Genomic DNA, 26,588 nt, shown 5'->3' on the forward strand with positions numbered 1-26,588 from the left:
ATATTTAATACTTAGATATTTTGTTAAATTTAACTATGATGTCTGTTAAAAGATTTGTAATGAGTAGTGGTGAGAGATTTGCTGTTCTTTTGAATAGTGATGGTGTTCCTATGACTTATCCAAATTTATATACGATCATTCATTTAAGAAATCGTGGTCAATCAATCAATACTATTACAGCTGTTCTGGAAGATATTAAGTTGCTGTTTCAGTTGTTGGATAAGTTAGGAATTGACTTGGAACAAAGGATAAAAAGTAAAGATTTTTTAAAACTAAACGAAATAGAAGCTATAGTAAATTTAACCAGTTTCAATCGTAGTCGATTAGGTGGGGCAGATTCAAAAAAAAAGATCATAAGTTTTCCAAAAAGTAATAATAAAGAGCGATCTAGAGCAAAATTGGTTGTTACTCAGGACTATGTATCTAAACAATTAATATATCGGCGGTTAACTAATTTTGCTGAATATATTGGATGGTTTGAGACTCATCTTCATTCATCAGCAATAACAAGTACAAAACGTTTGTTAATATCTCGTAGACCTCGTAAGTCCATGGATATTCAGTCTGAATACAAATCTTTTGATAGTGATCAATTAAATAAAATTTTCAAGGCGGTTGATCCTGATAATCAGAATCGTATCTGGACATCAGATTATCTTACTTATAGAAATGAGCTAATTATCTATTTGTTTTTATATCTTGGATGTCGTAAAGGTGAATTATTAAATTTAAAGCTTACAGATATAACCCCTTCTCAAGGTGGTACATCGTATCTTACTATTAAGCGTAATCCTCATGATGTAAGTGATTCTAGGCTATATCAACCTTTGGTTAAAACTAGAAGTCGATCAATTGCAGTCAATCAAAATCTGAAGAAAAAATTAGAAACTTATATTTTAAATTATAGGTCAACAGTACCTAATGCAGAGCTAACAGACTTTTTGATTTTATCAAATAAAGGCCAGCCTTTATCAATCAATGCCTTAGATAAAATCTTTTCTGAAATTTCTAAAGTTGTTCTATTCAATGTACATGCTCATGCATTTAGACATACTTGGAATGATAAATTTTCTGAGAAGTCACACGTCCTAGTGGAAACAGGAAAAATAACAGAATCACAAGTTGAAAATGATCGTGCATATCTGATGGGATGGATACCTAACTCACAAAGTGCAAGAAGATATTCAAGACGTGCAGAGAATAAGCGTGCTGTAGAGATTTTTTTAAGTATCCAAGAAAAATTTGAGGATGAAAATGAATAAATCAATTCAAATCGATAGTTTCGATGAATTACAAAATACCTTTACCTCATTTAAAGGTTATAAAGTTGATATTTATGATGATATATGGGTGTTAGATATTAATCAGCAAGTAAATATGTCGAATCTCTCGAAATTTTCGGAGGAAGTTAGGTCTGATGTTTTAAATACCTTTATACACTTTGCTAAATATAGCTCAAGCACACATGCTACAGAAATGATCCGCTATGCACTTAAGTATCCCGATCTGACAGGAGAGTCAGAAATTACTTTAAAAGGAATTTTAGAATATAAAAACTATTATAATGATAAGAAATACGAATATAAGTTAGCAAAATTTAGAGTTTTTTTAAAAAAACTCTATGATTTGGGTTATTCCTCAGTAGATGGTGAAATTTACGATTTAATAGACTCATGGAGATTAAGTGGCAATGACAAAGGAGTAGCAGTCCTTTCCCTTGATCCAGATGAAGGCCCATTTAGCTCATTTGAATTTCAAGCAATTATTACTAGAACCAACGAATATTTAGCAGAAAATAAGATCTCCTATTATGAGGCTGCTTTAATTCGTATTTTTTGTGCGACTGGTAGAAGACCCATCCAGATTGCAGGATTAAAGGTGAAAGATCTATACGTTTCAGATAAATATAATTTTAATGATACAAATGCAGTTCATATCCTTAACATTCCGAGAGCTAAAGTTAGGGGTGCTAGTGGATTCAGATTTGCTTTTAGTGAAGTGGGAATTCGTGAAAGTATTGCGAAAATTCTATTTGAGCATATTCAAATTTTAAAGAAGAAATTAACTAAACAGATAAAGCGAGCGTTATCTGAACAAGAGTTTGCAGAGTTACCACTATTCTATGATTTTGAGAAATTAGCTAATCTGGATTGGGGCAATCAGAATGAAATTTCAGAAATTTTATCAAAGGAAATTATTCATTTACCTACTGTTGAATTAACTCAAATATTGAGAGATGCTGTGGTGAAGCTTGGAGTCCGTTCTAGAGAAACTGGTAAACCAATACATATAACTGCATATCGGTTTCGCTACACGCTTGGTACAAATGCTGCTAGGCAAAAAGCAGGCGTGAATGTTATTGCAAAGCTGTTAGATCATCATGACACCCAGAATGCGCATTGCTATGTGCAAAGTATTCCTGAAATTGCACAGCAAATATCATCTATCATGGATGAAAGTTTACGCAAATATGCAGATGCTTTTCAGGGAAAAGTTGTAAAGGATGAGATTGAGGCTCAATCACAAGTTAAAGATGCGAATAGAATTTCTTATGTAGAACAGGATTGTGATGTCGGCTCATGTGGTACACATCAATACTGTAACGATTATGCACCAATCGCATGTTATCTGTGTAGTAAGTTTATGCCTTGGGCAAATGCACCTCACCATCTAGTTCTAGAGCAATTAATAAAAGAACGAGATGATCTAATTGCGATGGGGTGTAGCCTTGAAGTCGCTGCCGTGAATGATCGAACAATTATTGCCGTTCAGCAAGTTATTGATGCCTGTGAGGAGTTTAATCATGGATAATTTAATATATTTTCCATCTGACAAAATCCAATCTCCTTACTCCGAAATTAAGCGGTTTATTGATTTTGTTAAACAATTATCAGAATTAAATGAAGATATTAGATTTGATGAGAATTATTGGAAAGGCGAAGTAAACTTTGTCAAAACAGGTATTTCATCCAAAGATAGATCACCTGAAAATCTTTTGCATCATTCAATTCTAGAATTTGCCAAGGCGTATGTTAAGTATCAAAGGACTAATAGTAAGTTAAAAACTCAAGATACAATTCTTTCAATTCGAGCAATAGAACAAATATGTTTAGACCGATATGGTGAAATTGATTTAACTAAATTGGTTATTGCAGATTTTGACTTGGCTGCTGAAAATGCAAAAGTAAATTATAAAGCGAGTTCTGCTTACCATGTAGGTAGACAACTAAAGATTCTTTTAGACTTTCTTCGCCAATTAAAAATAGTTGCTTTACCAGAATGGAAAAATCCAATTAAAAAACCTGCTGATAAGTCGATTGTACTAGATGAGGAGTCAGAGGAACATAGAGAATCTAAACTTCCTGATGAGGATGCGATTTTTGCATTAGCTGATATTTTCTCACGGAAAGATTCAGAATTGTCAGATAGAGATATTTTTGTCACCAGTGCTGTGAGTTTGCTTCTAGCTGCGCCAGAACGAGCATCAGAGCTATTTTTCTTAAAGCATAATTGTATCCATGAGGAAGAAGTCCAAACGCTTTCTAAGAGCAGTTTAGGGCTTATAGCAGATGGTTCTAGTATTGAGAAAGTATTAGGTATTAGGTGGTATGCACAGAAAAATTATGGGCATGACATTAAATACATTCCAAGTGTCATGATCCCAACGGTACAACGAGCTATTGAACGTTTGATTAAGATGTCAGAAAAGTCTAGACATTTAGCATATTTGCTTGAGACAAGTGATAAATTTCCAAGACATGAGCTTTGTCCTAAAGTGCCTGATGATCAGTTTTTAAAGCGTTCTGAGGTACTATTAGCGATGGGGTTGGATATATCTTCTTATGAAAACTCGAATAACGCGAGTCATGCTGGTATAACCTTTTTAAAAACTAGAGGTATTCCTATTAGTGATTACGAAGTCTGCCTGAATGATTTAAATATTATTCTGCGAAATAGACTACCTAAAGGTTTTCCTTATATACCTTTTAAAACAGGTAATGGTATTCAGGTTAAATGGTCAGAAGCCTTATTTTGTTGTTTCGCAAACCAATTCCATAGTGATAAAGCGACTATTTTCTCAGAATTATGGATACCACATATTGATACTTTAAATGAAGATTTATCACCAACCAAAAAGAAATTAAGAGGAAAAGATGAGTTATCAAATGTCCAATCTATTTTTCAACGGTGGGGATATGGTGACTATAGTATGTCTACCCATCAGTTTCGACATTTATTGAATACGATAGCAAATACCAATGGAATGGATAGCATGTTACTCGCTAAATGGTCAGGGCGGGCTGATATGAAGCAAAATCGAGTATATGACCATACTTCGGTTGAAGATCGTAATTTTGGCTTAATTGAGATGCAGAAAAATGAGGTTGGTACAGTAAATACAGATAGTGCATTTACATTTCAGATCGCTACACCTCGTACTCTACAAGAGCTAAATACCAAAACAACATTGTCCATGCACACTACCGAGTTTGGTCTCTGTACACATTCCTATATTGATGAACCTTGCTTAAAATATCGAAACTGTTTGAATTGTACGGAACATGTTTGCATTAAAGGTGATGCAGAAAAGAAAAAACGGCTTCAAGATCGACTTAGAAAAGAAAAAATCTTATGGGCAAAGGATAAGGGGGCTGTTAGTAAAAATGTTACTGGTGCAATGGTTTGGTTGCAAACTAGAGAGCTTACAATTAAACGTTGTGAACAGATGATTACTCTACTGGATGATCCAAACATTCCCGATGGAACACCTTTGAGTCTGCCCACTTCTGAAGATGTTACGCATCTCGATTTAGCGTATCAAAAAGCAGGTCGTAAACGAATCCCCGTTATTGAGAATACTCAACGTAAAAAGATAGAGGATGAACCACATTTGCTCAGTCCTGCATTGCAAATGGATTTATGGATTTGATATGGCACAGCATTTAACCGATAAAGACATTGAGAATATTGTTGAGCTTCTTGATTATTGGCCTTTAGATCAGAAATTGACTTGGGAACTCCTATGTAAAGCTATTGAGCTACAGCTAGAGTTTGTGCCTGCGCCAACTCGTCAAACATTACAGAAATATGTACGTATTAAGAATGCCTATGATCAATGCAAAAAACCAAAATCTACACAGGTTAAGAGTAATCCAACACAGAAATTACCTCCTAGTTTAAAAATTGCTCAAACTAGAATTGAGGCTTTGGAAGTCAAGAATGCCAGACTCGAAAAAGAAAACGCTATGTTGTTAGAGCAGTTCGTAGTGTGGCAATACAATGCTCATAAATATGGATTAAGTATTGCTAAATTGAATGAGCCGATGAGCAAGAAAAGTTCGGATTAATTTTAAGTATAAATAAGATAAATTGATCAGTGAATGCTATTTTCTGACCCCACTAAAAATCAAAGTAATTGACTGGACGGCTGCTAAAAACTATCATTCCCTTGCTGACCTAAATTGTCAGTCGGTTTTAGCAGACCGTGGCGTATAGCGTACCAGATTCATACTTATCAAAGTATGGATTATGTGCGAAACCTTCTTGTTCCCCCTTTGCGGTAGAACGGGAGGGGGACGCTTCGTGCGTGCTGGTTCTATATGCCCAGTCTGCTAACCCCCTCTTTGTTCTACCACCATCATTTAGCAGTGATTTGGTAGACTTTTATTTGCATATAGGAATTTACCATGTCTCATTCATTTTTTCTCTTCTGTGCCTCGCCACATGCTCAGCCTCGTTATTTCAGACAATGGGGAATACAGAGCTAATTCTTAATTAGCTGTATTAAAAGCAACATTTTTAAATAGAACAATTCATAAGGTGGATGGCTAAGTCACGCCTATAAAAAATACCTATTTTTATGTCCCCCTTGTGATTGTGAGTTATTGCATTAAACATGTGTGGGAATAACTATGACTGAATTAACCAAACCAAAAATCATTCCAATCGAAAACTACCCAAAGAAATCCAAGCTATTTTTAAAGTGTGTAGTCTTACCGATTGTGATCTTTTTAATTGTTGCCAAGATTTTTTCTTTTGGCGCTTTCGCATATATCTTCTTTGGTTTTGATCTATTCTGGTTTGTGATCATCTACTACCTCTATCAATATGGAAATACTTTCTTTGATGGGATGACCGAACAACTGAAACGTCAGGGTGAAACCTTTAATTATCAAAATCGTGGAGTCTGGATTAACAGTCAGGATAAAACCATTATCCTGTTTGATCAGCCTGATCAACGTTTAGTTAAATATCCTTTTGATTACATTACCTCTGTAGGTCATTACAACTTGGTTGAAGATCGCTTCAGAACCACCACTACCGTGATCAGTAACCCGATGATGGGAACACATGTTAATCAGCGTGAATATCGAACACCAATGAAGCGTGAGTTCCAAGTCAATATTGGAACAAGAGATCAATTTAAACCTAACTATAGCCTTAAGGTACTATTTCCGTGGCGTAGTCCAAAAATGGCAAGTGAAATCCGCCAGTTACTATCGGCTGATCATTATCAATAACAACAATATATAGGATAAGAATCAGATGAAAAAATTAATGCTCAGTATTGTTATGACTACTGGTATGGTCGTAACTAGTTCAACAGTATGTGCTGAAACCAAAAAAGTGAATCTGTCAGCAGGGTTAAACTATGTTCTGTCTCAAGTAGCAACAAAGGGAGATAACAACCAAAGTAACCATAATATGGGGATGCTTTACTACCTAGGTAAAAATGGCGTACCCATAGATCATAAAAAAGCTGCTGAATGGTTCTCCAAGTCAGCCGCTAATGGTTATGCCCCATCTCAGTACGCATTATCGACCATGTATTTAAATGGAGATGGTGTGCCACAGGATGCAGAAAAAGGTATAGCCTTATTGCAAAGTGCTGCACGGCAGGGACAACCTGAAGCAGTCAAGTTATACAATACGTTGCAGGCTAAAGCACAACAGCTCAATACCACTCAAACGTCATCAGTACAAACAGCCACAACGGCTATTAAATACTATAATACATCCACGCTTGAGCCTAAAAACTTTAAGCAAGTGGTACTTCCTAACCTAAATACGGATACCATTGCCCGAAGTTTTTATAAAGTGACATCATCCAGAGAAAGAAAAAAAGATGATTATTGGGGAAGTGGCAAATATTACTATGTTAATAAGCCTAGTGACTTGGACGATCTCACTGACGCTGTGATCAGTATCGCCCCTATTTTTACATACCAAAATATGCAGGGCGAAACCCGTTATTTAGTCCCTGTAGAAGTGACTTTAGCAATCGAAGGCAGGATAGAAACCTCACATACTACACGAGGTACTTTGGAATTATATCTCTTTAAAAAGTTGGGCAATGGACAATTCCAAATGGTTTCAAAAACAGCCCAAGGGGGAATTGAAAGTATCGAGGGATATGGTCGAACCTCATGGAACGCCCAAGAGTTTAAGAGGAATTTACAAGCTTTTGGAAACAATACACTAGGAAGCTACACCATTGATGGTTATTACGGTAATGGTTATGGGGAAAGCGTATGGTCACTGCTTCTGTTAAATGAAGAAAGCTATATTGTTGAACAAATGTTTGAAGAAGGAAAAGTTTCAGAACAACCAGAGTATGGCTATTCTTCAGCAATCAAAGTCAACAAAAATGGACAACCATTTTATCCATTCCAGATTCATTATCAGGGAACGGATATGAATGACAATAATCGGATGGTTAAAGTAAATAAAATTGTACTTTATCAGCATGATAGTAAGAGTAAATTATATTCGAAGCCGAAATAATAATCTTAAATTAGGGAAACTATATTGATGTCTATGCTCCTGTTTCTGGGTATTAGGAATTGGAGGACAATATAAGAATGAGGAAATATCAGTGAATATTCAACCAATCAGAAATGATGATGATCTTACTAACGTATTTATTCGCTTAGAAAGCATTTTTCAAGCAGAGGAAGGAACGTCTGAAGCCGAAGAAATGGAAATTTTAGTCTCACTTATTGAAGCTTATGAAGATGAATATTACCCAATCAAATGCAGATCCTAAAGTGGTATTGGCAAAAGCGTTGCTTAATACTGCTGATCAGCTAGGTCTGAAACAGGCAAAAGTTGCATCTGCGGTTGGGGTGCATCGTAGCTCGATCAGCCGCTTAAAAGCCAATCCTGTACTTGACCCTGCATCTAAGCAAGGAGAACTGGCCATATTGCTCATTGATATTTATCGTGCAGTATATGTACTCAGTGGTGGAGATTCAGAATGGATTCACTACTCATGAATTCCTATAATGAAGCGACCAAAGGAGTTCCAATTGAGCAGATTCAAACTATTAGTGGCTTGACCACAGTGCTACATTTTGTTGACTCGGTTCGAGCGAAAATGTGATTTCTATAAAGAGATTATGTGTATTAGAATTTAATTCTATTGTTAAGAAACTCTGAGAGATGCAGCATGGTTAAACGTTTTAAAGACTTTATGACTGAAAATCGCAAGCCTCGTCCACCTTCGATGAGTCAGGTTGTGCCAATACAATTTGGAGATGATGAGGCTTCAATGCGTGTAATGATGCATGCCGCTAATCGTGTAATAAGTCGGCATCTAGTTGAACTTAAAAAGCTTGCCTACAAATGACATTAACTTCTGTCGTTACTGCCCATGATGTAATCTTATACATGGCTCAGGCGGTAAAATGTACAGTCTAAAGCCTAGATAATATGTGTATTTAATAATTCTTCTTTTTCACATACTGTTCTTATTTTTATTAGTAGAAAAATTCAAAAACCTTATATTTCCTAATGCCTTTTTTATAAATATGTTAAATTTCACATCAATATATTTTTTAAATTTTAGTGTAAAAAACACTTAAAATTTTTGGAGCTTATTCAGAATGTCAGCTTTAACTAATTTACTTCAATCTATCGAAAAAATTACACTTACAAATAGAGATAAAGGCACTTCATTTGAAAATTTGATGGTTCAATATTTTTTGAATGAGCCTAAATATGCTGAACTTTACACAGAAGTTTTGTCTTATGCAGATTGGGTGGAAAAGTACGGTGAAAAGTTAAATATTACTGATAAACGTGACTATGGTATTGACCTTGTTGCGGTAACGATTGATGGCCAGTTCCATCCCATCCAATGTAAAAATTACAACACTACAAAAATTCAGAAGAAAGATATTGATAGTTTTTTAGGTGGTTCTGGTAAATCCTATTTTACATATCGCTATATCGTAGCTTCTACGGATGATTGGACTGATAATGCTAAATCGTCTTTAGTGGATGCGCATCCCCCTGTTGCGACTATTTCATTATTAGATTTAGAAGGAAGTTTAATTGACTGGTCACAGTTTAATTTTGACCCAAATGTGAAGCCGATTTTTCGTGATAAAAAACAATTACGCAAACATCAACGTCCTGCACTTCAAGCTGTTAAACACGGCTTAGCGACTGCTGATCGTGGCAAGCTCATTATGGCGTGTGGTACAGGTAAGACTTTTACCTCCTTGCGTATTGCGGAAGAATTAGCGGGGCGTGGTAAAAATGTCTTATTTCTTGTTCCTAGCCTAGCGTTATTAAGCCAAACACTTGATGAATGGACACAGGATACTATGATTGGTATTCGTAGCTTTGCAGTTTGTTCTGATAGTGATGTGGGTAAGAAAAAAGATGATGACAATATTGTAGTCGGGATTAGTGATTTAAAATTCCCAGCTACAACCAATCCTCAAAGTTTAGTTAAAGCATTTAAGGCAAGAGATTTATTTAAACCGAATGAAGCGAGTGAGGACATGAATGTCGTTTTCTCAACCTATCATTCCATTGATGTGATTGCAGAAGCTCAAAAAGCAGGATTCCCTGAATTTGATTTAATCATTTGTGATGAGGCCCACCGCACCACAGGGGCAACCTTTGAAGGCGACGATGAATCCAAATTTGTAAGAATTCATAACAATGATTATGTACAAGGGAAAAAACGTCTCTATATGACTGCTACCCCTCGTATTTATGGGGAAGATGCACTAAAAGATGAAGAAGAAAACAAAGTTAAACTTTACCCTATGAATCGAGTAGAGATTTTTGGTGAAGATTTATATGTAATCACATTCTCACAAGCAGTAAAAATGGATATTTTATGTGACTATAAGGTAATTGTACTTGCTGTTGAGGAAAGCCATATCAATCGACAATTACAAGGCTTATTAAAAGACGAAAATAACTCTCTAAAAGTTGATGATGCTGCAAAAATTGTTGGTTGCTGGAAAGCTCTCGCTAAACAAGGTTTATATAATCCTGATGGTACAATTGCAAAACCAATGGAACGTGCGGTTGCTTTCTGTCAGGTGATTGAAAAAGAGTATAAAGGTAAAAAGCATAAAGTCAGTTCAATACAAATTCGAGATATGTTTGGACCTGTCATAGAAGCTTATAAAGAAGCAGAAATGGATCATTTATATCAAACAGAAGAAGATCCATATATTGATCCATCTTTGAAACTTAATTGTGAAGTGAAACATGTTGATGGTGGAATGAATGCCACAGAGAAGAAAGAAAAAATCACTTGGTTAAAAGAACAATCCCCTGAAAATACCTGTCGTATCTTGTCGAATGTGCGCTGTTTATCAGAAGGTGTGGATGTCCCATCACTTGATGCGGTTCTTTTTCTTACACCCCGTAACTCACAAGTCGATGTGGTGCAATCTGTTGGGCGTGTTATGCGCAAAGCGCCAGGTAAGCAACTTGGTTATGTCATATTACCAGTAGTGATTCCTGCGGGTGTAGAGCCTGAACAGGCATTAAATTCTAATGAAACCTACCGTGTGGTATGGCAAGTGCTAAACGCTCTACGTGCGCATGATGACCGCTTTGATGCGATGATCAACAAGTTAGAGTTTAATGGCAAAGATGTATCTCGCATGGAAGTTATTGCGGTTGCTGATAAGGTTGTTAAAAAGACTAAAAAAGCCAAACCAAAACAAAGTGAAGGTGAAACAAATACTACAGGTTTAAGTGCAGGTAAAAAACAAAGGGCCAAAGCACAAGCCAAAGGTGGTTCATCTATTGGTACATCAGAAACCCCGCTACCAGTTCAAGAGGAAATGGTATTTGAAGTTGGCGAGATTGAACGTGCTTTATATGCCAAGATCGTAAAAAAATGTGGTAATCGTCATCACTGGGAAGATTGGGCAGGTGATGTAGCGAAAATTGCTAAAACTCATATTGACCGCATTCAAGCCATTCTTGAAAACCCGGCAAATACGAATGAAATTACGGCATTTAATGAGTTTGCTCATGAATTACGTGATGATTTAAACAATAGTGTATCTGATGCTGAAATTATTGAAATGTTGGCGCAACATTTAATTACTAAGCCAGTATTTGATGCATTATTTAAGGATCATAGCTTTGCTGAACATAACCCAATGAGTTTAGCAATGCAAAAGGTGCTAGATGCGCTGAATGAGCATCATTTGGATAAAGAAACAGATACGCTTAACTCATTCTATGAATCAGTCAGAATGCGAGCAGAAGGAATTAATACTGCCGAAGGTAAACAAAGCATTATTTTAACGCTGTATGATTCATTCTTTAAAAACGCTTTTCCACGAATGACTGAAAAACTAGGGATTGTTTATACCCCTGTAGAGGTGGTGGACTTTATTATCCATAGCGTAAATGATGTATTGAAAAGCGAATTTGGTAAAACATTTGCTGATGACAATGTTCATGTACTTGATCCATTTACGGGTACAGGGACATTTATCAACCGTTTGCTTCAATCAGGTTTAATCCCAGCTGATCGTTTGACCTACAAATATAAGAATGAAATCCACGCCAATGAGATTGTTTTACTTGCTTATTACATTGCATCCATCAACATTGAAACCGTGTATCACGATCAATTAAAAACGGATAATCCTGACCTTGAATATGCACCTTTTGAGGGGATTTGCTTAACTGATACTTTTGAAATGTATGAAAAAGAGGATTTGGTCAGTAAGGTTTTAATTGATAACAGTGCAAGACGTAAACGCCAGAAGAGCCTTGATATACGTGTGATTATTGGAAATCCACCATACTCTATCGGACAAAAAAATGAATCCGATAATAATAAAAATGTTGAGTATGAGAACTTGGATAATAGAATTCGAGATACTTATGCTATTCATTCGACTGCAACCATGAAAAAAGGTCTTTATGATTCTTATATCCGTGCAATTCGTTGGGCAAGTGATCGGATTAAAGACTGTGGAGTAATTGGTTTTGTAACAAATGCAGGATATTTAGATTCGAATTCTACAGATGGATTACGAAAATGCTTGTCAGAGGAATTTAGCTCATTGTATTTCTTTCACTTACGTGGAAATCAACGAACATCTGGTGAACGCTCACGACAAGAAGGCGGAAAAATTTTTGGTAGTGGAAGTCGATCCCCTATTGTTATTGCTATTTTATTAAAAAATCCAAATGCAAAAAAACATGGTCAAATCTATTTCCATGACATTGGTGATTATCTAAGCCGTGAAGATAAATTAGAGAAGATTTCTGATCTAGTCAGCATAGATGGCATTACCGCAATTGATGGTTGGACAACCATTACACCAGATAATCATAATGATTGGTTAAATCACAGAGATAATTCTTTTGAAAAGTTTATTTCTATAGGGCAGAAAAAAGAAAGTTCAGAAAACTCAATATTTAAAGATTATTCTTTGGGGATTGCAACTAACAGAGATGCATGGTGTGTTAATTACTCAAAACAAAAATTATCTCAAAATATTATCAATATGCTAGATTTTTATAATCTAGAGAGATTACGTTTCTTAAAAGACAAAATAAATGCTAAGACAGTTGATAAATTTATTAATATTGATACAACAAAAATAAGTTGGACGCATAATTTAAAAAGAAGTCTAGAACGAAATAAAGCTATTGAATTCCTTGACGAAAATGTCTTCATTTCGATGTATAGACCTTTCACAAAAGCTAACTTTTATTTTAGTCGAGAACTAAATGAAAGGGTTTTTAAATTCCCCTCATTTTTTCCTAATAAAAATATTAAGAATATAGTTATTGTTATTACTGGCCGTGGAGAAGATAAAGATTTCTCAGCTTTAATTTGTCACAATATTTCAGAATTAAAATTACTTTATAACAGTCAATGTTTCCCACTTTATCTATACGAAGAAACTTCAACAGAAGCCAAATCTGATGACCTATTTAATCAAACTGAAAACAATACAACAGTTGAAAAATACACTCGTAAAGATGCAATTAGTGATGAAGGGTTAAAGCATTTCCAAGATGCTTACCCGACTGAAAAGTTTAGCAAGGAAGACATTTTCTACTATGTATATGGCTTGTTGCATAGTGAAGATTACCGTACTCGTTACGCAGACAACCTTACTAAAGAGTTACCACGCATTCCATGTGTGAAAAAATTCGAAGATTTTTGGGCATTTTCTAAAGCAGGGCGTGATTTAGCACGTTGGCATTTAAACTATGAAACAGTAGAACCATACAAAGCCAAATTGGACTTGGGTAATAAATCATTAAAGCAGTTAGAAGGTAAAGACTTCTATGTGACTAAGATGAGATTCCCTAAAAAAGACCAAAAGGATACAGTGGTTTATAACAATGCGATTACGATTCGTGAAATCCCTGTAGAAGCGTATGACTACGTTGTAAATGGTAAATCAGCACTCGAATGGGTTATGGAGCGTCAAGGTGTTTCTACGCACAAAGACAGTGGTATTGTAAACGATGCAAATGATTGGGCAATTGAAACTATGGGTGATGCTAAATATCCATTAGAGTTGTTTTTACGGGTCATTACAGTAAGTTTGGAAACAATGAAGATTGTGAGAGCTTTGCCTAAGTTGGATATCTAGAAATAAAAAGCCATTTAGATTTATCTAAATGGCTTTTTACTATTTATTACAGTTCATTGTTTATTGTATGTTGCTGATATACAAATACTCTTATATATTTCAAATATCTAAATGGTCGGTTAAAACCCTACTATTGCTCACACTGTTGTAAACCATTGGTTCGCTCGACAACACAGAAATGTGCATCAGAACAGAACCATGAGGATGGACTGGCTAGTCTTATCACCGATGAGAAGAGCTATTACCATTTGAATGGATGTAACAGTCCCCTTGCTATCATTACTTGGGGGGTACTTGGCTTTTTCAAGATGGTGGGCGTGGGGCTACGGGCGGTTTGGAGAACCGAAATTCTCTATATTGTCAAGTGGTTGTTTCAGTTGGTTTTGATATTTTCGTCAAAAAATTATCAGGAAAATCATGTGGTTATGTTGGTAATTGTGGAGTTTTTCGTGTTGATTCTCGATGTTGTTTTATGTTATACTAATAGCAGCATTTCAAGAAAAAAGATGGCAATAAATTGCTCACACTGTTGTAAACCATTGGTTCGCTCGACAACACAGAAATGTGCATCAGAACAGAACCATGTGGATGGACTGGCTAGTCTTATCACCGATGAGAAGAGCTATTACCATTTGAATGGATGTGTCCCTTTTTAACCGTTGCGAGATAGCTTTACAAGGACGCAATGGAGAAGAAAGAGATATAAAATTATGTTTTTTAAAGACTTTGTTAAAGAAAATTTTGATGAAAAATTTAAAATTTTCAAACAAAAAAATATTAAAAATTATGATAAAAAATATCATACCAACTATGTTTCAATTAAAGAATTTGAGAATAATTTAAGTGTTCAATTAGAGTCTTTAATAAAATTAATTGAAACTCAAAGCTATAGATTTCAAAAACTGTATCCTGTAATTATTGAGAATAAAAAGAATCCTAGTAAAAAGCCACGTTTAATCTGCATACCAACCGTTAGAGATCGTCTAGTGCAGATGATTTTAATTGATTACATTGCCCAGAACTTAAAACATGAGTTAGCTATACTTAAATCTAACGATTTTTCTGTTTCAGGTGTAGGTATATTTCGAGCAAGACAAAAGGCAAAAGATTTAAGAAATACAAAGCCCTTTGTTTTAAAAACAGATATTGCATCGTTTTTTGATAATTTAGTTCGGGCAACTTTGTTAAAGGAAATACGAGAAAATATACCAACTGACATACTCTATTTGTTTGAATCCATAATTTGCTGCGATCCAAGTATTCCTCATGAATATGCAAAGACGCATAAAAAGCTAATTGAGTCTAAGATTGGAAAAGGTGTCAGACAAGGGATGCCTTTATCACCTTTACTAGCATCATTTTACTTAAATGATTTTGATAATTGGCTTATTAAGCAAAAATATAAACATGTCCGTTATGCGGATGATCTGATATTCTTTCTTGATTCCGAACAGCAGTGTAAAGAGGTATTTGAATTAGTTTTTCAAGAATTGCATAACTTAGGTTTAACACTTCCTGAAATTGATGAAAAGTCAAAAACACAGATTATTTCTGAAAAGGAAACAGTAAATTTTTTAGGATTAGACTTACGATATGAGAATTCAAAATATGACTGGTATATTCCGCCTCATGTCATTGAAAATGTTAGAGATAGTCTAAGTCATCTAACTAATATCAATAGTAATATTAAAATGAAGCTAAACTTTAGTAAAACTATAACTAGGATGGAGCAGATAGTTTCAGGCTATCAGCATTGTTATAGTGATGCTGATTCCAAAAATTTAATAGATTTTAATAATAGGCTACAAAAAGAAAAGGAAGATGCAATTAGTTTACTATTCCAAGGGTTAGGAATAGATATTAAGAAAATACATCCTCAATATATGAAATTCTTGTTAGATAGCAACTAAGAATAATTCTAAGATTTATTCAGTGAGCTATTTAGCGTTACTCGGCTTACTCCAAAATGTATTGCTACCTCTTTTTTAGTAATTTGAGGATCTCGTAACATAGCTTGGGCCTTTTTAATATCTTTTTCAGACATGGATGGTTTGCGACCACCTTTACGTCCTCTTGCTCTAGCTGCATCCAAACCTGCTATGGTACGTTCACGAATTAAACTATGCTCAAATTCAGCTAATGCTCCAAAAATATGGAACACTAGCCTGCCAGTAGCAGAGGTGGTATCAATTGCTTCTGTAAGCGATTTAAAGCCTATCTCACGCTGATTTAAGTCAGTAATAATCTCGACTAAATCTTTCAATGAACGGGCAAGACGATCGAGTTTCCATACAACCAGAACATCACCTTTTCTTAGGGCTTTCAAGCAACTTATCAATTCAGAACGATCCTTAGATTTTCCAGTTATCTTTTCCTGAAAAATTTGTTCACAGTCTCCCTTCTGGAGTGCATCTAATTGTGAATCTAGATTTTGGTCATGTGTACTGACCCGAGCATATCCAATAATCATAATAAAACGTACCTAAACTTTACATAGATTTATTATCGGAATTTATTTACGTTTTTTTGAATAAAAAATGTAATTTTGGGATCATGTTTTAGATGTAAAGAAAACGACCATTTAATTAACACTAATTTTATGGAGGTGTCTTTGTGACATATTAGTCGTATTGTGCAGTAAGTAGTTTTGTTAAATTTAAAATAAAAAAATTGACAAAATACTTTACGTTTTACTATAATCAATTGTAATATAATAATATATTTGTTTTTAGTATATATCCGTTCTAGATCTTCTGATTCAAAAAAGGCATGAACTTGGTTTCATGCCTTTTTTTATTTTTAAAAAATATGTTTAATTTTATATTACAAAGCGTAACCATTGTCAGTTTTTGCCAATTCCCGAAGACCGTCTATTAACGTTTCGATAAGTTTTTCAACCACAAGACGTTGTCCTTTACGGGATGCGTATACCAATTGGACAGTACCCCGATTTGATTTCCATTCGGGCAGGATATGGATAAGGTGTCCTTTTTGAATATCAGCCTGAACGGTTAAATAAGGTAGGTCTGCGATACCTAAACCATCACGAACAGCATAATAAACGCCTGCTAAATCATTGCTTTTTATGCGTGGATGGTAAGGTATATCAACGGTTTCATCATTTTCTACATGGCATAGATGCCAAAAATATTGATTTTTTTGAGTTCCTAAAGCCACGCTTGGAAAATGCTGTAATTCTGAATAATGTCGAATTTGTTGACCTCGCAGTAATTCTGGCGCAGCAACCAGACAATGCTCAGTTCGAATTACATCTCGCACAATTAAGCTCGAGTCCTGATTTGGTTCAAAGCTTGTTCGGATCGCAATATCAATATCATCATGTAGAATATCAACGCGGCGGCTCGTCAGCTCTAAAGAAATTTCAACTTTTGAATAATCTTTTAAAAATTGATTCAGTAATTTTCTGATTTGAAAATGCATCATGAGGGGAGGACAACTGATCTTAATCAGACCTTGTGGCTCGCTTTTTTGTTTTAGCAACACATTTTCAGCGCATTCAACTTGTGCAATCACCTTACAACATTCTTCATAAAACTCTTGCCCTAATTCTGTCACTTTGAAATGGCGTGTCGTTCGTTGGATCAGATTGACATTAAACTTATTTTCCAAATCAATAATGCGGCGACTGAGTTTGGATTTACTGATATTTTCTGCTTCACTGGCAGCACTAAATCCGCCATGTTTCACGACCAAGTAAAAATAATGAAAGTCATCAAATGAATTGATCAAGACAAATTCAGTCCTATAATGAGATGAAGATTAGAATAGCATCAACACTTCTAATCTTCAGTGAACGATTTACTTCTGTGACGTATTTTGAACGTAGCTGTTGATTAAATTGCGGTAATCAGGAATATGATTGGAAAATAAAGCGCCTAAACCTTCAATATCGTTACGCCAGTCGCGATGAAGTTCACATGCCATTCCAAACCATGTCATGAGTTGTGCGCCAGCTTTGGACATACGATCCCAAGCGGCATCGCGTGTTAAAGCATTAAATGTTCCAGATGCATCGGTAATGACAAAAACTTCAAATTCTTCTGCTAGCGCGGAAAGCGCAGGAAATGCGACACACACTTCTGTGACCACACCCGCAATAATCAATTGTTTTTTCCCTGTTGCTTTTACAGCTTGAACAAAGTCAGGATTATCCCATGCATTGATTTGACCAGGACGGGCAATATACGGTGCATCTGGAAATATTTCTTTGAGTTCTGGAACTAAAGGACCGTTTGGACCATGTTCAAAACTGGTGGTAAGAATGGTGGGTAGGTTGAAGTATTTGGCTGCATCAGCCAGCGCTAATACATTATTTTTAAATTTGTCTGGATCAATATCACGAACCAGTGAAAGTAGACCTGTTTGATGGTCAACTAAAAGTACGGCAGCATTGTCTTTATCTAAACGAATATAGCCTTTTCCCATTTTTGCATCCTCAAGTTTTTGTTAAAAATAAATATGAAAAGAAAGCATCTTTTTCCTATTACCTGGAACGATGCTAGTGAAATTCTAGAGAGTGATGAAGTCTAAATATTGAGATTAACAATACTGAAAATAGGATGATGATTTTAATATATCACTCAATTGTGTATTAATTTTAAGATTGTCCTGTTTATGGAATAATGTGTTGTTAATCCATATCTATAAGCGTTGATCATCAAGGCGTAAAATGAGTCTCAAGAAAAGAATTTCTACCTGAATAGGAGAAACTAAATGAAGAAAGTTCTTGGTATCTATCAAAATAAAAACATGCACTGGGTCGGTGATGGTTTCCCTGTGTACAACTTGTTTTCTTATGATCGTTTGGGACAAACGATTAGTCCATTTTTACTTTTAGATTATGCAGCGCCGTACCGTTTTGAACCAACAACTGCTCAACAAGGAGTTGGTACGCATCCGCACCGCGGTTTTGAGACCGTGACGATTGCCTATCAAGGTGAAGTGAGACATAAGGATTCAAGTGGTGGCGGTGGCACAATTAAAGCTGGTGATGTGCAATGGATGACAGCTGGAGGTGGTGTTCTACACCAAGAATTTCATTCCCCTGAGTTTGCTCATCAAGGTGGTTTGTTTGAAATGGTGCAATTATGGGTAAATTTGCCAGCTCATTCGAAAATGACACCTGCAAAATATCAAGCCATTGAAGCAACAGATATCCAAAGTATTCACTTAGATGATGTAGGGAGTGAATTACGTGTGATTGCTGGGCAATATCAAGAGACAATTGGCGCAGCTACAACGTTCAGTCCTGTCAATGTTTGGGATGGTAAAATTGTGGCGGGTCAAGCACACACATTTTATGTGGCCGAAGGTCATACAACATTGTTGGTGCTACTTTCTGGTGAGCTGATTTTAAATGATGAGCAAACGATAGAGGCTCCAAGTTTGGTGGTGCTCAGCCGTGAACAGATTGATTTTAAGATCCAAGCAGAGCAGGACAGTAAATTCTTGGTTTTAACAGGCCAACCTTTAAATGAGCCTATTGAAGGTTATGGTCCATTTGTGATGAACAATAAGGCTGAAATCATGGATGCAATCAATGATTTCAATCGTGGTAAATTTGGTGTGATGGATCGCTAATTTATCCTGATTTTGATTGCATATAAGAAAGCCCATAACTCCTTTAGAGTTATGGGCTTTCGCTATAAGGTTCTCTATTGATTTTTTTAATATTAGGTCACTTATTATTATCCAGTTTATTATGTGACTCGGTTCTGATTATTGTTTAATCAGAATAGCGCTAAATTTTTGCTTTGCAAAGCCCCTAACAGGGTAAAAATGGAAAAATAAAGAATGTTCTGTATATTTATTTAATGTGTAAGACAATATAGTTAATATTATCATTGAGTTAAGCTTAAAATAAGAAGTGTGTTAAAATGTAACAATAAGTGAATGGCCACATTAAGACAAAAGTCTAGCTTAAATGCAGAATCTGGTATTTTTTAATACCGTATTTAGGTTAACTATCAGTCATAATCAAGAAAAATCATCAACTGATGGGACATAATTTTGGATATTGCAATTATCGGCAGTGGTATGGCAGGACTTGCCTCAGCCAGAATCCTACATGATGCAGGACATAACGTAACGATATTCGAAGCACTTGCTGGGCGCGGCATGGACAGTCACAGTATAGACTTTGATGGGGGCTTAATTGACGCACCATTACGTGTGATGAACCCAAAACTTTGGAAAAATACTTTAAGTTTAGCCAGCTATTTGGGAATAGAAACGTTCCCTGTGCGTACATTTATGGCTTGTAGTTGGTTATTTGAAGATAAAACAGATACTTGGCTAACAACTTCACGTAGCCGGATTGGAAATTTCCCAATTATTAATAACCGTAAAGGGATACAGCAATATGGCTGGCGTCTGGTAAAAGGGATGCTACAACTCAAAACAGCTGTACATCAATTTTTCAAATCAGATAATCAAGACATCACCTTAGCTGAGTTCATGAATCAATACCATATTGAGGAAGTGTTCTGGCATGGTACGGTAATGCCAGTGCTTTATACCATTTGCACATGCCATCCAAAAACGATTGGTGAGTGGCCGGCTAAACCCCTATTAGAATTTGTTCGTCAATTGACTGAAGGTGAAGCTTTATTGCGAATGAAAGGTGGAACACCTGCTCTCGTAAATAGACTGATTGATGGAATTGATATCCATAGCGGCTCACCTGTTGAGAAAGTAGAAGAACAAGGCGATAAAATTTTGGTAGAAAATGGACAAGGTGAAAGCCAATTGTTCGATCGAGTTGTTATTGCAACACCAACACCAGCCATTGAAAATTTTCTGAAGCAACCACAATTTGCAGATGATATTGCGCTATTGAAAAAGTTCCGTTTTGAACAAGGTGATTTGGTTATTCACACCGATCCAATCGTGATGCCACAACGTCGTAAAGATTGGGCAGTATTAAGTTATATGATGGATCGGAATTTTAGCCGCCAGCAATTTACAGTGTGGATTAATTCAATCGAACCAAGCCTAGTCGGCAAAAATGCCGTATTCCAAACTTGGTGTCCTGTAATAGATATTGACCCTAAGAAAATTATTTCTAAGGTACAGCTCACGCGGGCGGTTGTTGATTCAGAAACGGTTGCATTGAATAAACAAATTCAACAACGTCATTTGGATTTAAACCGTAAAGTGTTTTATTGCGGTTCGTGGTCATGCGATGGATTGCCAATTTTAGAATCTGCAGTGACCTCGGCGATGCATATTTCTGAAATTTTAGGTGCGCCATTGCCTTTCGTTGGGCTTAAACCAAAAGTTTCAGTTGCGCCAGAACTAGGTTATTAAATATGGCTTACTCCAAGCAAAGATGGATTGAGAAAGTTTTTGGACATAAATATGCAATAGATGCAAAACGTCTCGGAGATGATTCTCTACTTGCTTGGAGTAATTTAGGTTATTGGCAGAACCAATATGATGATTACCCACAGGCTTGCCAAAGCCTAGCGGATCAAATCGCTGCTTCTATTCAACTCAAACAATCTGATCGTGTTTTAGATCTGGGCTGTGGGCGGGGAGCAAGTCTTTTACATTGGCTTCGGTATTATCAGATTCAACAACTCAGTGCGGTTGAACTACAGCCCGAATGTACCAAACGAATTCAAAAACAATTACCGCAAGTTCAAATTCATTGTGAATCTTTTTTGAATTTAAAAGCACTGCAATTTTTGAATTCATTTGATGTAGTGCTGTGTATAGATGCGGCTTATCACAGTGATTTGAATTCATTTCTCAATTCGACATCTTTGGTTTTGAATTCAAAAGGTCGAATCGCATTTCATTATTTGATGTGGTCAGATGCTTGGCGAGAGTGTTCGAATTTAAAAAAACAACAATATCGTTATTTGCTCAAAAGTGCTGATGTTAATTGGCAAAATTTAATGGGTGAACAACAATTAACACAAAAGCTTATACAAAAAGGATTTACCGAGATTGAAATTCAGGATTTTTCCGAACCTGTTTTAAATGGTTTTGCTTTGCATATTGAAAATAAGAAAATAGAAAGGAAACGTTTTGACTTAGCACAATTAAAAATTGATATGACAGCAAAGTTATGTAGAAAACTCTATCAAGATGGTTTAGTACATTATATTCAGGTCAGCGCAGTTAAAAATTAGACAATAAAAAAGGCTTAATCTTTAAGTTAAGCCTTTTTTGAATTTTATGGTGCCGGCACACGGATTCGAACTGTGGACCTACTGATTACAAGTCAGTTGCTCTACCAACTGAGCTATGCCGGCAACGTGGCGAGAATTATACAGAATCTACCTAAAAAAACAAGCGAAAAAATGAGCAATTAGGTGAATTTAATTCGATTGTGGGATTTTTATCCATTTTTATTTAAATATTTAGTGCGTATACATAAGAATCAATCACTTCACCTGTATTTAAATACGCTTTAACAGGGATGCGTTGATAGCCTGTACCTTCGAATTCATCGAGTTCTTTCCAATGTTGTTCTAGATTGTCTGAGAAAAAGACAAAGCCAGAGACTTGATGTTCGCTTTGATCCAACACAATCCCCGGAAACCCGAGTTCTGCACCCCAACCTTGTTCTTTTAGTGTGCCAAATACATGTGCTTCTGCCCAATTACCGCCAATTTTTTCCATAATATGAGCGTTGGGACGATTTGGTCCTAACGTACCGTAAACAAATAAACTAAGCATAAATAAATGTAGAAATTAAAAAGGGTAGTTTAGCAAATAGGATAAATCAAGAATGAGGACTTTTTATTTCATGATTTTTTGATCAAAAATCGTTTAAAAATTTGAATGGGATTTTTTAAACATATGTCTTTTGATGTCGCCATATTTACCATTTCAGCAGTTTCCGTAGAAAATTGGGAGTATAAAAATAGGGGTAATTTATTATACCCCCAGTTATACCCCCAACTATCTTAGGATTCAATAGGGTTAATTGGAAAGCATAAGGCAATAAAAAAAGCCTAAACCCTTTAGATTTAAGCTTTTAGGACTCTATGAGATATCATAGAAAGTAATCTTGGCGGTGAGAGAGGGATTCGAACCCTCGATACGCGCAAACGTATACACACTTTCCAGGCGTGCTCCTTAAGCCACTCGGACACCTCACCAAGGTGTGCGATAGTAACTAAAAAAAAGCAGACTGCCAAGTTGTAGTCGAACAGATTTGCAGAAAAACTTCTTGGCTAATGATAATATTAAGGAATATAACGTTCTATATTGAAGACAATATATGCAAAGTACTGCAAAAAAAGCAGCCTTACCTGCCACTGCATTGGCAGCATTAGGGGTGGTGTTTGGAGACATTGGAACCAGTCCTCTGTACGCTTTGAAAGAATCCTTCCATGCTGCACATGGCTTAGGAATTCAACCTGAAAATGTATTAGGAATCTTGTCGATTATTTTTTGGTGTTTAATGCTGATTATTAGTATTAAATACATCGCGATTGTTATGCGTGCGGATAACAATGGTGAAGGTGGAATCATGGCTCTACTTGCTTTGAATCTACGCAAGGCAAAAATATCCGACAGTAAAAAAATTTATTTAATTGCGATTGGTTTTGTTGGGGCATCGCTATTTTTTGGTGACGGTATTATTACGCCCGCAATCTCAGTACTTTCCGCTGTTGAAGGTCTATCAATTGCCACCAATGTACTTGATCCGTTTATTGTGCCAATTGCAATCGTGATTGTAACCACATTATTTTTAATGCAAAAACACGGAACCGCGTTTGTTGGTAAATTCTTTGGGCCAATTACGTTACTCTGGTTTTTGTCATTAGGGATCTTGGGCGTCATTAGCGTCGTACAAACACCAATCGTACTCGGTATGGTTAGTCCTCATTGGGCAATTCAGTTTATTTTCACTCATCCTGTACAAGCATTTTTTATTATGGGTGCTGTTGTTCTGACGGTCACAGGTGGTGAAGCCTTATATGCAGATATGGGGCATTTTGGACCGCGTCCAATTCGTTTTGGTTGGTTTAGCGTCGTTTTGCCTTGCCTTGTATTAAATTATGCTGGACAAGGTGCCCTGTTACTTCGTAACCCTGCGGCGATTGAAAATCCATTCTATTTATTAGTCCCAAGTTGGGCTTTGTACCCAATGATCATCTTGGCAACGATGGCAGCTGTGATCGCATCACAGGCCGTTATTTCTGGGGTTTTCTCATTAGCACGTCAAGCAATCCAATTGGGTTATTTACCACGTTTAGGCATTAAACATACTTCTGATTCTGAAGAAGGACAAATTTATGTGCCATTTCTGAATTGGTTATTGCTGATCGCGATTGTCATCTTAATTCTAATTTTTAAAACCAGCTCAAACCTTGCAAGTGCTTATGGTTTGGCTGTGACCTTAACCATGTTATGCGACACGATTTTGGTTGCTGTATTCATATACTATGCATGGAAATGGAGCTTACCAAAGGTAATGCTGTTGATTATTCCATTCTTTATTTTGGAATCCGTACTGGTCGCAGCAGCATCATTAAAAATGTTCTCAGGTGGTTGGGTGCCGTTATTGATCGGTGCAGTCGCGGTTATGATCCTGATGACGTGGAAACGTGGGCGTGAGCTTACTTTTGCTAAGCTTGAACATGACACCCTATCACTCGATTTATTTGTGAAAAGTATTGGGGACAATGTTCATCGAGTACCTGGCGATGCAGTCTTTTTAACCGGAACACCTAATGTTGTTCCGCATGCGATGCTACATAATATTAAGCACAATAAAGTACTACATGAGCGTAATATTTTAGTCACTGTTGTGATTGAAGATGTTCCATTTGTTCCTCAAGAGGAGCGAATTAGTGTTGAAACGTTGAATGAACATTTCTATCGCATCAAAATCTTCTATGGTTTTAAAGATGAACCTAATGTGCCAAAAGCCTTGATTCAGGCTTATGAAGAATTAGGCTTTGAATATGACTTGATGCAAATTAGCTTCTTTATTTCACGTGATCGTATTGTCCATAGTGTGGGAGATGGTATGTCTCCGTGGCGTGAACGCTTATTTATCTCAATGCAACGTAATACTAGCCCTGTGAGTGACTTCTACCAAATTCCAACCAACCGTGTTGTGGAGTTGGGCAGTCAAATTGAAATTTAGGTAACATAAAATCATCAAAAAAGGCACTTTAGAGTGCCTTTTTTATTATCTGGTGATCAAGTGAACAGTTTTGCGACATAAAGTGTCGTTCTTGGCTTTATCTCAATATACAGTTGAATATGGAATTGCTAAGCTTCGCATTCATATTGATTTTGATGTAGTTATGGCGAAGAAAACAACCAAAAAGAGTAAAACACAATTTGCTTTTTTGAGCCAAAATTTTGGAAAAATTGTTCTTGCTTTGATCGCAACAGGCAGTTTCGCGATTGCATTTGGTAATGAAAAAATTTCTAAATTAATTCCTTTGCCATCGAGTCATGGTGCTTGTTTAGAACAATTTTATCGAGATGTTCCTCCTTTACTTACAAAAGAAAGTCTAAAAAAAGATAGTTATGCTTTGTGCTTTAATGATTTTAATGTGATGTATTCAGGTATTTCAAAAACACCATTGTGGTCAGCGGAATACCTTACTCCAGAGCGTTTAAGTATTAAAATCAAACGCGAAGATAGTTTTCACGAAGAAACACGAGTACCTCTCGCTCATCGTGCATTGTTAGCGGACTACCGTGGTTCTGGGTACGATCGTGGACATATGGCACCGAATGGCGATATGAATAATACTGCGGCACAACATGACAGCTTTTCTTTAGCCAATATGGTGCCGCAATCACCGAAGAATAATCAGGAAGTTTGGCGTAAACTCGAAGAAGCAGTACGCTCTATTGTGACTAAACAACATAAAGATGCTTATGTTGTGACTGGACCAATTTTTGAAGCGAAGCGCTTAAAAACCATTGGTAGTGGTGTGATTGTACCGACTGCTGTATATAAGGCAGTGTATTTACCTAAACAGGGGATTATTGGTGCGTACTATGCACCAAATAATGATTCATTACAGGTTAAAGTGGTGAGCATCTGTTATTTAGAAGAAAAGTTAGGAATTAATTTATTTCCACAACTCACAGAACAACAAAAGCGTAATGTTTATCAATTGCCTACATCGGCACAACAAGTTAAAGCCAATAAAGAAATTAGCTATGTGAGTTGGGATAGACAAAGTCAATGTGCTGAAGAAGCAACCACGGCAAGTATTCAAGCGCAACAGCAGCAATTCTCTTCTGGGAAGACACAAACTGATGATGCTAATTTGCCGCAGATTGATGAGGAAACCAAACAAGCTTTAATCAAGCAATTGATTGATGCATTGGTTCAGTATTTTTTACAATTGTTGCGCTAATTTCACAGCTATTCTAATGTGATTATGCTTAACTCAATAGGTGTATACGAGAGCGATAAGGAGTGGAATCAATGTTTAAACCTTTTGAACATGGTGATGAGTACTCAGCAATTTATGACTTGACCCTAGAAAATCAGGTGGATTGTGTAAGTCTATATGGCAATTTGCAAATCACAAAAGATCAAGCAGGTTTAAAGGCAGCGAAAGCTTTACAAAGTTTTATCAACGAAGTGGTCATGGTGTTAGAAGCACAGAGCTTACCTGAACAGATTGAGCGTAAGCCAGAACAAGAAATTGAAAATCCATTTCTATAAAAAAACAGCCT

Annotated in this window: 22 protein-coding genes and 2 tRNA genes; 18 read left to right on the forward strand and 6 right to left on the reverse strand. The window is 36.1% G+C overall.

All coding sequences use genetic code 11. The features are described from left to right. The first annotated feature begins 35 nt into the window (after positions 1 to 35). The 12 genes from AAV96_RS15100 to AAV96_RS15155 all read left to right on the forward strand — a co-directional run bounded on the left by AAV96_RS15100 (position 36) and on the right by AAV96_RS15155 (position 15,802). Positions 36 to 1,262, forward strand: a complete 1,227-nt coding sequence (locus AAV96_RS15100; protein WP_046739901.1) for a site-specific integrase — start codon at positions 36 to 38, stop codon at positions 1,260 to 1,262. Next, complete coding sequence (locus AAV96_RS15105) at positions 1,255 to 2,811, forward strand: site-specific integrase (protein WP_046739902.1); 1,557 nt, start codon at positions 1,255 to 1,257, stop codon at positions 2,809 to 2,811. The genes AAV96_RS15100 and AAV96_RS15105 overlap by 8 nt, the downstream gene beginning before the upstream one ends. Continuing rightward, positions 2,804 to 4,930 (forward strand): integrase, encoded by a 2,127-nt coding sequence (locus AAV96_RS15110; protein WP_046739903.1) that lies wholly within the window; start codon positions 2,804 to 2,806, stop codon positions 4,928 to 4,930. The genes AAV96_RS15105 and AAV96_RS15110 overlap by 8 nt, the downstream gene beginning before the upstream one ends. A gap of 1 nt (position 4,931) precedes the next feature. After that, positions 4,932 to 5,348, forward strand: coding sequence for a hypothetical protein (locus tag AAV96_RS15115; RefSeq protein WP_046739904.1), 417 nt, complete (start codon positions 4,932 to 4,934; stop codon positions 5,346 to 5,348). A 564-nt stretch (positions 5,349 to 5,912) separates the two neighbouring features. Then, on the forward strand, positions 5,913 to 6,521 hold the full coding sequence (locus AAV96_RS15120; RefSeq protein WP_046739905.1) for a hypothetical protein: 609 nt from the start codon (positions 5,913 to 5,915) through the stop codon (positions 6,519 to 6,521). 25 nt (positions 6,522 to 6,546) lie between these two features. Beyond that, complete coding sequence (locus AAV96_RS15125; protein ID WP_046739906.1) at positions 6,547 to 7,785, forward strand: tetratricopeptide repeat protein; 1,239 nt, start codon at positions 6,547 to 6,549, stop codon at positions 7,783 to 7,785. A 91-nt stretch (positions 7,786 to 7,876) separates the two neighbouring features. Beyond that, complete coding sequence (locus AAV96_RS18310) at positions 7,877 to 8,047, forward strand: XRE family transcriptional regulator (RefSeq protein ID WP_046739907.1); 171 nt, start codon at positions 7,877 to 7,879, stop codon at positions 8,045 to 8,047. Then, complete coding sequence (locus tag AAV96_RS15135; protein WP_264673823.1) at positions 8,016 to 8,276, forward strand: helix-turn-helix domain-containing protein; 261 nt, start codon at positions 8,016 to 8,018, stop codon at positions 8,274 to 8,276. Before AAV96_RS18310 ends, AAV96_RS15135 begins: the two co-directional genes overlap by 32 nt. Continuing rightward, positions 8,273 to 8,383 (forward strand): MbcA/ParS/Xre antitoxin family protein, encoded by a 111-nt coding sequence (locus tag AAV96_RS18520; RefSeq protein ID WP_264673824.1) that lies wholly within the window; start codon positions 8,273 to 8,275, stop codon positions 8,381 to 8,383. The genes AAV96_RS15135 and AAV96_RS18520 overlap by 4 nt, the downstream gene beginning before the upstream one ends. A gap of 66 nt (positions 8,384 to 8,449) precedes the next feature. After that, positions 8,450 to 8,629, forward strand: coding sequence for a hypothetical protein (locus AAV96_RS15140; protein ID WP_046739908.1), 180 nt, complete (start codon positions 8,450 to 8,452; stop codon positions 8,627 to 8,629). Between the two features lie 256 nt (positions 8,630 to 8,885). Continuing rightward, positions 8,886 to 13,892 (forward strand): DEAD/DEAH box helicase, encoded by a 5,007-nt coding sequence (locus tag AAV96_RS15145; protein ID WP_046739909.1) that lies wholly within the window; start codon positions 8,886 to 8,888, stop codon positions 13,890 to 13,892. Positions 13,893 to 14,602: 710 nt separating this feature from the next. Beyond that, a complete protein-coding gene (locus AAV96_RS15155; RefSeq protein ID WP_046739911.1) occupies positions 14,603 to 15,802 on the forward strand; it encodes a reverse transcriptase domain-containing protein in 1,200 nt (399 codons plus the stop codon). 8 nt (positions 15,803 to 15,810) lie between these two features. Here the strand turns inward: AAV96_RS15155 and AAV96_RS15160 are convergent, their stop codons facing one another. The 3 genes from AAV96_RS15160 to ycaC form a co-directional block, all read right to left on the reverse strand. Continuing rightward, positions 15,811 to 16,362: a recombinase family protein gene (locus tag AAV96_RS15160; RefSeq protein WP_046739912.1), complete on the reverse strand. Its 552-nt coding sequence runs from the start codon at positions 16,360 to 16,362 to the stop codon at positions 15,811 to 15,813. 353 nt (positions 16,363 to 16,715) lie between these two features. Beyond that, entirely contained in the window at positions 16,716 to 17,642 is a 927-nt protein-coding gene (locus AAV96_RS15165; protein WP_046739913.1) for a LysR substrate-binding domain-containing protein, read from the reverse strand. A gap of 69 nt (positions 17,643 to 17,711) precedes the next feature. Next, complete coding sequence (ycaC, locus tag AAV96_RS15170; RefSeq protein WP_004659957.1) at positions 17,712 to 18,338, reverse strand: isochorismate family cysteine hydrolase YcaC; 627 nt, start codon at positions 18,336 to 18,338, stop codon at positions 17,712 to 17,714. A gap of 288 nt (positions 18,339 to 18,626) precedes the next feature. Between ycaC and AAV96_RS15175 the strand changes: the two genes are divergently transcribed. The 3 genes from AAV96_RS15175 (at position 18,627) to AAV96_RS15185 (ending at position 22,051) form a co-directional block, all read left to right on the forward strand. Continuing rightward, positions 18,627 to 19,493 (forward strand): pirin family protein, encoded by an 867-nt coding sequence (locus tag AAV96_RS15175; RefSeq protein WP_046739914.1) that lies wholly within the window; start codon positions 18,627 to 18,629, stop codon positions 19,491 to 19,493. A gap of 429 nt (positions 19,494 to 19,922) precedes the next feature. Next, positions 19,923 to 21,221, forward strand: coding sequence for an FAD-dependent oxidoreductase (locus tag AAV96_RS15180; RefSeq protein WP_005219350.1), 1,299 nt, complete (start codon positions 19,923 to 19,925; stop codon positions 21,219 to 21,221). Positions 21,222 to 21,223: 2 nt separating this feature from the next. Continuing rightward, entirely contained in the window at positions 21,224 to 22,051 is an 828-nt protein-coding gene (locus tag AAV96_RS15185; RefSeq protein ID WP_046739915.1) for an SAM-dependent methyltransferase, read from the forward strand. Positions 22,052 to 22,098: 47 nt separating this feature from the next. Here AAV96_RS15185 and AAV96_RS15190 read toward each other — a convergent pair. From AAV96_RS15190 to AAV96_RS15200, 3 genes are all read right to left on the reverse strand, one after another. After that, positions 22,099 to 22,174 (reverse strand) — tRNA-Thr (locus tag AAV96_RS15190). A 100-nt stretch (positions 22,175 to 22,274) separates the two neighbouring features. Continuing rightward, entirely contained in the window at positions 22,275 to 22,601 is a 327-nt protein-coding gene (locus AAV96_RS15195) for a gamma-glutamylcyclotransferase family protein (RefSeq protein WP_046739916.1), read from the reverse strand. A 335-nt stretch (positions 22,602 to 22,936) separates the two neighbouring features. Beyond that, a tRNA-Ser gene (locus AAV96_RS15200) sits at positions 22,937 to 23,026 on the reverse strand. Positions 23,027 to 23,148: 122 nt separating this feature from the next. Between AAV96_RS15200 and AAV96_RS15205 the strand changes: the two genes are divergently transcribed. From AAV96_RS15205 to AAV96_RS15215, 3 genes are all read left to right on the forward strand, one after another. After that, positions 23,149 to 25,026: a potassium transporter Kup gene (locus AAV96_RS15205; RefSeq protein ID WP_005219379.1), complete on the forward strand. Its 1,878-nt coding sequence runs from the start codon at positions 23,149 to 23,151 to the stop codon at positions 25,024 to 25,026. A 163-nt stretch (positions 25,027 to 25,189) separates the two neighbouring features. Further along, on the forward strand, positions 25,190 to 26,263 hold the full coding sequence (locus AAV96_RS15210) for a DNA/RNA non-specific endonuclease (protein ID WP_046739999.1): 1,074 nt from the start codon (positions 25,190 to 25,192) through the stop codon (positions 26,261 to 26,263). 71 nt (positions 26,264 to 26,334) lie between these two features. Then, the gene (locus tag AAV96_RS15215) at positions 26,335 to 26,577 is read left to right on the forward strand and encodes a hypothetical protein (RefSeq protein ID WP_046739917.1); all 243 of its coding nucleotides are present in this window, start codon (positions 26,335 to 26,337) and stop codon (positions 26,575 to 26,577) included. The last annotated feature ends 11 nt before the right edge of the window (positions 26,578 to 26,588 follow it).

The sequence above is a fragment of the Acinetobacter sp. AG1 genome (assembly GCF_001005525.1).
GTDB lineage: Bacteria > Pseudomonadota > Gammaproteobacteria > Pseudomonadales > Moraxellaceae > Acinetobacter > Acinetobacter modestus.

Excerpts from the sequence above, each read along its gene's own strand:
- AAV96_RS15110 (WP_046739903.1), top strand. The coding sequence starts at position 2,804 with ATGGATAATTTAATATATTTTCCATCTGACAAAATCCAATCTCCTTAC.
- AAV96_RS15125 (WP_046739906.1), top strand. The coding sequence starts at position 6,547 with ATGAAAAAATTAATGCTCAGTATTGTTATGACTACTGGTATGGTCGTA.
- AAV96_RS15185 (WP_046739915.1), top strand. The coding sequence starts at position 21,224 with ATGGCTTACTCCAAGCAAAGATGGATTGAGAAAGTTTTTGGACATAAA.
- AAV96_RS15210 (WP_046739999.1), top strand. The coding sequence starts at position 25,190 with ATGGCGAAGAAAACAACCAAAAAGAGTAAAACACAATTTGCTTTTTTG.
- AAV96_RS15175 (WP_046739914.1), top strand. The coding sequence starts at position 18,627 with ATGAAGAAAGTTCTTGGTATCTATCAAAATAAAAACATGCACTGGGTC.
- ycaC (WP_004659957.1), bottom strand. The coding sequence starts at position 18,338 with ATGGGAAAAGGCTATATTCGTTTAGATAAAGACAATGCTGCCGTACTT.
- AAV96_RS15140 (WP_046739908.1), top strand. The coding sequence starts at position 8,450 with ATGGTTAAACGTTTTAAAGACTTTATGACTGAAAATCGCAAGCCTCGT.
- AAV96_RS15215 (WP_046739917.1), top strand. The coding sequence starts at position 26,335 with ATGTTTAAACCTTTTGAACATGGTGATGAGTACTCAGCAATTTATGAC.
- AAV96_RS15100 (WP_046739901.1), top strand. The coding sequence starts at position 36 with ATGATGTCTGTTAAAAGATTTGTAATGAGTAGTGGTGAGAGATTTGCT.
- AAV96_RS15135 (WP_264673823.1), top strand. The coding sequence starts at position 8,016 with ATGAATATTACCCAATCAAATGCAGATCCTAAAGTGGTATTGGCAAAA.
- AAV96_RS15120 (WP_046739905.1), top strand. The coding sequence starts at position 5,913 with ATGACTGAATTAACCAAACCAAAAATCATTCCAATCGAAAACTACCCA.
- AAV96_RS15115 (WP_046739904.1), top strand. The coding sequence starts at position 4,932 with ATGGCACAGCATTTAACCGATAAAGACATTGAGAATATTGTTGAGCTT.
- AAV96_RS15145 (WP_046739909.1), top strand. The coding sequence starts at position 8,886 with ATGTCAGCTTTAACTAATTTACTTCAATCTATCGAAAAAATTACACTT.
- AAV96_RS15205 (WP_005219379.1), top strand. The coding sequence starts at position 23,149 with ATGCAAAGTACTGCAAAAAAAGCAGCCTTACCTGCCACTGCATTGGCA.
- AAV96_RS15195 (WP_046739916.1), bottom strand. The coding sequence starts at position 22,601 with ATGCTTAGTTTATTTGTTTACGGTACGTTAGGACCAAATCGTCCCAAC.
- AAV96_RS15105 (WP_046739902.1), top strand. The coding sequence starts at position 1,255 with ATGAATAAATCAATTCAAATCGATAGTTTCGATGAATTACAAAATACC.
- AAV96_RS15160 (WP_046739912.1), bottom strand. The coding sequence starts at position 16,362 with ATGATTATTGGATATGCTCGGGTCAGTACACATGACCAAAATCTAGAT.
- AAV96_RS18520 (WP_264673824.1), top strand. The coding sequence starts at position 8,273 with ATGAATTCCTATAATGAAGCGACCAAAGGAGTTCCAATTGAGCAGATT.
- AAV96_RS15155 (WP_046739911.1), top strand. The coding sequence starts at position 14,603 with ATGTTTTTTAAAGACTTTGTTAAAGAAAATTTTGATGAAAAATTTAAA.